The 5,571-nt window shown below is 39.8% G+C and carries 6 protein-coding genes; 5 read left to right on the forward strand and 1 reads right to left on the reverse strand.

Annotated elements, in window-relative coordinates:
* Positions 1 to 61 precede the first annotated feature (61 nt).
* Genes RQ763_RS08890 through RQ763_RS08905 form a run of 4 tightly spaced genes read left to right on the forward strand, consistent with a single transcriptional unit; the run spans position 62 to position 3,660 of the window.
* Positions 62 to 763 (forward strand): DUF2461 domain-containing protein, encoded by a 702-nt coding sequence (locus tag RQ763_RS08890; protein WP_314152457.1) that lies wholly within the window; start codon positions 62 to 64, stop codon positions 761 to 763.
* Positions 764 to 766: 3 nt separating this feature from the next.
* On the forward strand, positions 767 to 1,717 hold the full coding sequence (gene hemH / locus RQ763_RS08895) for a ferrochelatase (RefSeq protein ID WP_314152459.1): 951 nt from the start codon (positions 767 to 769) through the stop codon (positions 1,715 to 1,717).
* Positions 1,718 to 1,727: 10 nt separating this feature from the next.
* Positions 1,728 to 2,357 (forward strand): HAD family hydrolase, encoded by a 630-nt coding sequence (locus tag RQ763_RS08900; protein ID WP_314152460.1) that lies wholly within the window; start codon positions 1,728 to 1,730, stop codon positions 2,355 to 2,357.
* 43 nt (positions 2,358 to 2,400) lie between these two features.
* The gene (locus tag RQ763_RS08905) at positions 2,401 to 3,660 is read left to right on the forward strand and encodes a hypothetical protein (RefSeq protein WP_314152461.1); all 1,260 of its coding nucleotides are present in this window, start codon (positions 2,401 to 2,403) and stop codon (positions 3,658 to 3,660) included.
* On the opposite strand, the gene RQ763_RS08910 is transcribed toward RQ763_RS08905, so the two are convergent.
* Complete coding sequence (locus RQ763_RS08910; RefSeq protein ID WP_314152462.1) at positions 3,637 to 4,026, reverse strand: hypothetical protein; 390 nt, start codon at positions 4,024 to 4,026, stop codon at positions 3,637 to 3,639. The genes RQ763_RS08905 and RQ763_RS08910 overlap by 24 nt on opposite strands.
* Positions 4,027 to 4,142: 116 nt before the next feature.
* Here RQ763_RS08910 and RQ763_RS08915 point away from each other — a divergent pair.
* On the forward strand, positions 4,143 to 5,571 hold a 1,429-nt coding region (locus RQ763_RS08915), incomplete at its 3' end, for a cadherin-like domain-containing protein (RefSeq protein ID WP_314152464.1).

The raw sequence follows: 5,571 nt of genomic DNA on the forward strand, positions 1-5,571 counted from the left end.
ATTTTGAACTTATTGGTCTAAAATATAGAGACAGAATTACGGATTGTAAAGAAGTTTGAGTATGGAGTTTAAAGGTTTTAGCAAAAACGCGCTTGAGTTTTTGGACTCTATTCGCAAAAACAACAACAAAGAGTGGTTCGAAGCGCACAGAAGCGAGTATGAGGAGTATATACTAAACCCCTCCCGCGCTTTTGTGCAGGAGATGGGCGAGCATCTGATGGCTTTAGAGCCGACAATAGATTTTGAGCCAAAGATAAACAAATCGCTCTTTAGAATCTACAGAGATACCCGCAGAATGGGAGCAAACAAAGCACCTCTGAAATCAAGAATCGGCATTATTTTTACACAGGGTAACAGTGGAAGCAGACTTCAAAAATCCTCCTTTTACCTTCACTTCTCTCCTGATGAGCTTTTTGTATCCGTTGGTGTGAGATGGTTTGAAAAGCCGATGCTTGATGCCTACCGAGAGTACATAAAAGATGAGAGACGAAGAGTAGAGCTCGATAATCTTTTAGATGCTCTTGAAGCAAAGGGATACAAGACAATAGAAAAAGGGTACAAGAAATATCCGCGCGGATTTAACGCTGATATGCCAAGTGCCCACTTGAGTCTTTATAAAGGGATGGCAGTCTATAAGATCCTTGGGCCAAGCCTTATAGAAGAGGGCGAGAAGCTCATAGATACGCTCTATAAAATATATGAAGATATGCTACCATTACAAAAAATAGTTTATGAGATAAGCTTAAGAGCTAAAGAGGATTAGGTTATGAAAAAAGAGGCGATAGTTCTGTTAAATATGGGCGGACCGAATAACCTTGAAGAGGTTGAAGTTTTTTTAACAAATATGTTCAACGATAAAAACATCATTACCGTAAAGAGTTCACTGCTTAGAGCCTTTATAGCAAAAATGATTACTTTTACAAGAACGGAAAAATCTCAGGAGATATACAGACAGATAGGTTCAAAATCGCCGATCGTCGGACATACTAAGAGGTTGGTCGAAAAGCTTCAATCACGCTTCGGCGAAGATGTTCTAATCGATTTTGCTATGCGTTATACGCCTCCTTTTGCCTCGGAAGTCATAGAGAGACTAAACAAAGAGGATATTGAGAAGATTTACCTGATCCCGCTCTATCCGCAGTTCTCTACGACCACCACAAAGTCCTCTCTAGAGGATTTTGAAGAGCAGTACCACCTAAAGGGCGGTGATGCAATCTTGGTTGAGATAAAGCACTTTTTTCAAAATCAAAACTACAACAGAGCAGTGCTTCAAAGAATAACAGAACGCATAAGTGCGGATGAGTGTCAAAATTTTGATCTTATCTTCTCGGCTCACGGGCTACCCGTAAAAGTAATAGAGAGAGGCGATGTTTATGAGCGCCATGTAAACAAGCATGTCGCTATTTTGACAAATATGCTTAAAGAGGCCGGGATGAACTTTAATGCCATCCATCTGGCGTACCAGTCAAAAGTTGGACCGATGGAATGGCTAAAACCATCGCTTGAAGATAAGCTAAAGGAGATAAAGAGCAACGGAGTTCTTATTTTTCCGATTGCCTTTACCATTGATAACTCGGAGACCGACTTTGAGCTTGAGATCGAGTACAGAGAAGTAGCAGAGGAGCTTGGTTTTAAGGATTACAGAGTCTGCGAGTGTCCAAATGATAGTGACTTTTTTGTTGACACTCTCGTTGAGCTATATGAGAAGATGAGATAGAAACATAGAGATGAAAATCGTTATCTTTGACATGGACGGTACGCTGCTTGATTCCAAAAAAGATATTACCGTGTCCGTCAATTATGTAAGAGAGATGCATCATAATCTGCCTCCCTTGAGCGAGGAGTATATAGTTGAAGTTATCAACATGGAGGTGCGAAACCTCTCCATGCTTTTTTATGAGACAGAGGTTTATCACCCAAAAGATAGAGAGTTATTTGAGGCTCACTACGAGCAGGAGTGTGTAAAAAATGTCTATCTCTATGATGGAGTAGAAGAGCTGCTTCAAAAACTCGTAGCAGCAAACGTAAAAATATCGGTTGCCACAAATGCTCCAACGCAGTTTGCCCTGAGGATGCTAGAGCATCTAAAAGTAAAACCTCTATTTGATGTAATCATAGGAGCGGACAGAGTTTCTGCTTCAAAGCCAAGCCCTGAAATGCTTCACTATATATTGAACCATTATGCATATGACGCCAAAAATCATAAGGCATGGATGGTCGGAGACAACACTAAAGATATTTTAAGTGCAAAGAGTGCAGGGATAGAGTCTATCTTTGCAACATGGGGTTTTAGCCCTAAAAGTGACGCTCATTTGATTGTGAAAAAACCTGCCGAGGTATTAGATATAGTTTTATAAAACTTTATGCTAGAATAGTTTTAAACTATTTTAAGGACGAAAAGTGTTTGATAGTGACTTACTTATTGCCTTCGCATTAATGGCTCTGCTTTTTCTTAGACAGATATCAATTTTAAAACAACCAAACAAGATAAACTATGCACCTCTTATGCTCGGCATCGGCGCAATAAGCGCTGTTATTCACTTCATTTTATATCCCGATACCATAGAGACAACTATGGCTCTAAAAGAGAGCTTCTTTCCCATCTTGGTTTCGCTTATTTTGTACATAATCATGAATATTTTTCATCAGACGCAACAAAGAGAAGAGGAAAAAACCCAGCATGAATTTACAAAAGTGCTGAGTGAACAGCTCTATGAGCTTAAAGAGTTTACGGGCGAGCTTGAGAAAAAGATGATTTTAAACCAAAATCAAGACAAGCAGATGCAAGAGGAGAACAGAGAGAGATTTAAGCATGACATAAAGGCGCTTGACTCCATACTGATAAATCAGAACAGGTTTATAGAGAAGTTTGAAGAGTTGCGCGGCTGGCATAAAGATGTTAAAGGCTCTTTTGAAAATTTCACCGATGTTCAGATCCCTTCGCTTGACAATATAGTACATAAACATATAGATATTCTCAGGGTTGCCGAACAGGATCACTTCAACAAAGTAAAGACAACTCTTGCCAAAGCGATGGAGAGCAGAAGCGACATTATTGATGAGATCGAAGAGCTCAAAGAGAATCTGCAGCAGATGAGCAACCTCTCAAAAAGTATTGCAAAAGCGATTGTTAAAGAGACTATTGGAGAGCTCTCAAGCATCTCGAAATCTTTTGAAAAAGAGGTGCTCTCTTTGCGTTCACATACCGAGGGAGTAAATACTTCCCTTTATGAGAGTGAAAACAGGCTCGGAGGCATAAAAGAGCAGAGCGAGATAATTATGAAGCAGATGATTCTCTCTTCAAACAAGATGAGCGAACTTAAAGATCAAAACAGCTCTTTGCATGACATCTACTCTACGATGAGAGACCTTATGAAAGATATCGAAGTGATCAAATCAGAATATGTAAAATCGCAATCACAGCTTAGCATGATAATCAAAGAGTTTAAAGAGATAAAAGAGAGTGAGATAGATAGCACAAAAGAGCTGGTAGCATCTCTTGGTAACAAGCTCAGTGCTAAAATAGAGAGCTCTTTGGAGAAGCTGCATAAAGAGCACTCTTTGGCAAATGAGGATATCTCCCAAAGTGTGAAATTTCTCTCCAAACAGGCTCAGTTAAAAAGCGGTTATAGCATGTCAGAGAGCAAAGAGAATAAGTAGAGGGTACGCAAACATCCCAATATATGGTAAAAAGTCGTTTATAGGTGCAAGAAGAATAAGACTCAGTTCTTGCGAGAGCTCCCTTTTTGTATAGATCTGCTCTATAAGAAGTATCTTGGTTGCAACGTCTAGAGTCTTTAAAAAGAGCAGTATAATTGCGTAGATATTCAGATCAGTAAGCATAGCAAACCCGATGCTGAAATAGAATGTCGGGTGCATAATCAAAAAGAGAAATATGCTCTTTGAGTAGTATCTGTGCATCTTTATAATCATGCCCATAATAGTCGGTGCCTTCTGCCACGAGACTTCAAAAAACTCCAACAAAATAAATAAAAGCATATAGTTTAAAATTAAATCATCAATCATTCTTGAATTTTACTATAAATATTTTAAAGATTCAGACTTTTGGTTCATACCAAAGTACTATTTACTTGTAAAATTCTATATGTTAGCATTGTAGGATAATTAAACGGAGGTGTGAGATGGCTACTGGAAAAGTTGTAGGACAAATAGAAGTAACTGAGGGTAATATCAAAATTGTAGGGGTTGACGGTGCTGTTCGCGAACCTGGATTTGAAGGGTTTTTGTATGAAAATGAGCAGGTTATCAGTAATGACCCCGAAGCTCTGTTTCAAATCAAGTTTTTGGCACTTCCTGAAGCATCTGCGTATGACGGTGTTTTTAGAATTTTAGCAGACGGCTCTGTAATTCACGGCAGAGATGCGATGGATAGTATAGCCAGCGATGAGAATTTAGTCGATATCTTAGAGACTGCAGCAGTTGAAGATTTGGAAACAGCAGCAGGTGAAGAGGGAGCAGAGGGAGGTTCCGCATTTACAGAGACGGATATCATCGCAGACTCAAGTGTCCTTGGTTTCAGTAGAGGCGCAAATGGTGAGCTTGGTTATGGAATAGTGGATTTTGGCACCGCATTAGATTTTGATGACACACTGATAGCACCGCCTGCCATTACATCTCCAAATGTTATTATATATGATGAAAACAGCACTATACCCGTTACTCAAGTTACGGCAGAGAGTCAGGTTGATGTAAGTTTCTCGATTTCCGGGTTGGACAGTGATTTATTTAACATTGATTCTGCGACGGGTGTTGTAACTTTTAAAGAGTCACCGGATTTTGAAAATCCAAAAGATGTGGGCGGGGATAATGAGTACAACATCTATGTAACGGCTACTGATAGAGTCGGAAATTTCACAACGCAGCTTCTTTCTGTATCTATCAACAATGTCAATGAGGCGGTAACGGCAAATGATGATACCGTCAATACCGTTGAAGATGCTGTTCTTAGCTCGACAATCGATTTGGATGCAAATGACTATGATATTGACGGTGATGATTTAAGTGTTATCCCAGGCACGTTTGCAACAACTGCAGGCGGAGAGATAGTTATCGCTGCGGATGGCAGTTATACATACACGCCTCCGACAAATTATAATGGAACGGATAGCGTAGGGTATACCGTGACAGATGGGGAGTTTAGTGATAGTGGGATATTGACTATTAATGTTACTCCTGTAAATGATGCACCGACTATTGATGTTACTTCTGTAAATAACTTCACAGAAGATGCCCCTACAAACGCAGTCGGCTCGGTAGTGGCAACTTATTCAACAGATGATGAAGAAGGTTCTACGGTAAGCGTAACTCTTAGTGATGAAACAAACTATGTACTTGGCACAGGCGATGATGCAGGAAAGGTTCTACTAACTCAAGCAGGTCTTGACTTAGTAAATGCAGGAACGGAGTTACCGCTATTTACACTTACTCCACATGATGGAACTGACTACGGTACAGCTGCAACGGTTGACCCAACAGTTACATCTCTAAACGACTTGCCGACTATTGATGTTACTTCTGTAAATAACTTCACAGAAGATGCCCCTACAAACG

The sequence above is a fragment of the Sulfurimonas sp. genome, assembly GCF_032250635.1.
Taxonomy (GTDB): Bacteria; Campylobacterota; Campylobacteria; order Campylobacterales; family Sulfurimonadaceae; genus Sulfurimonas.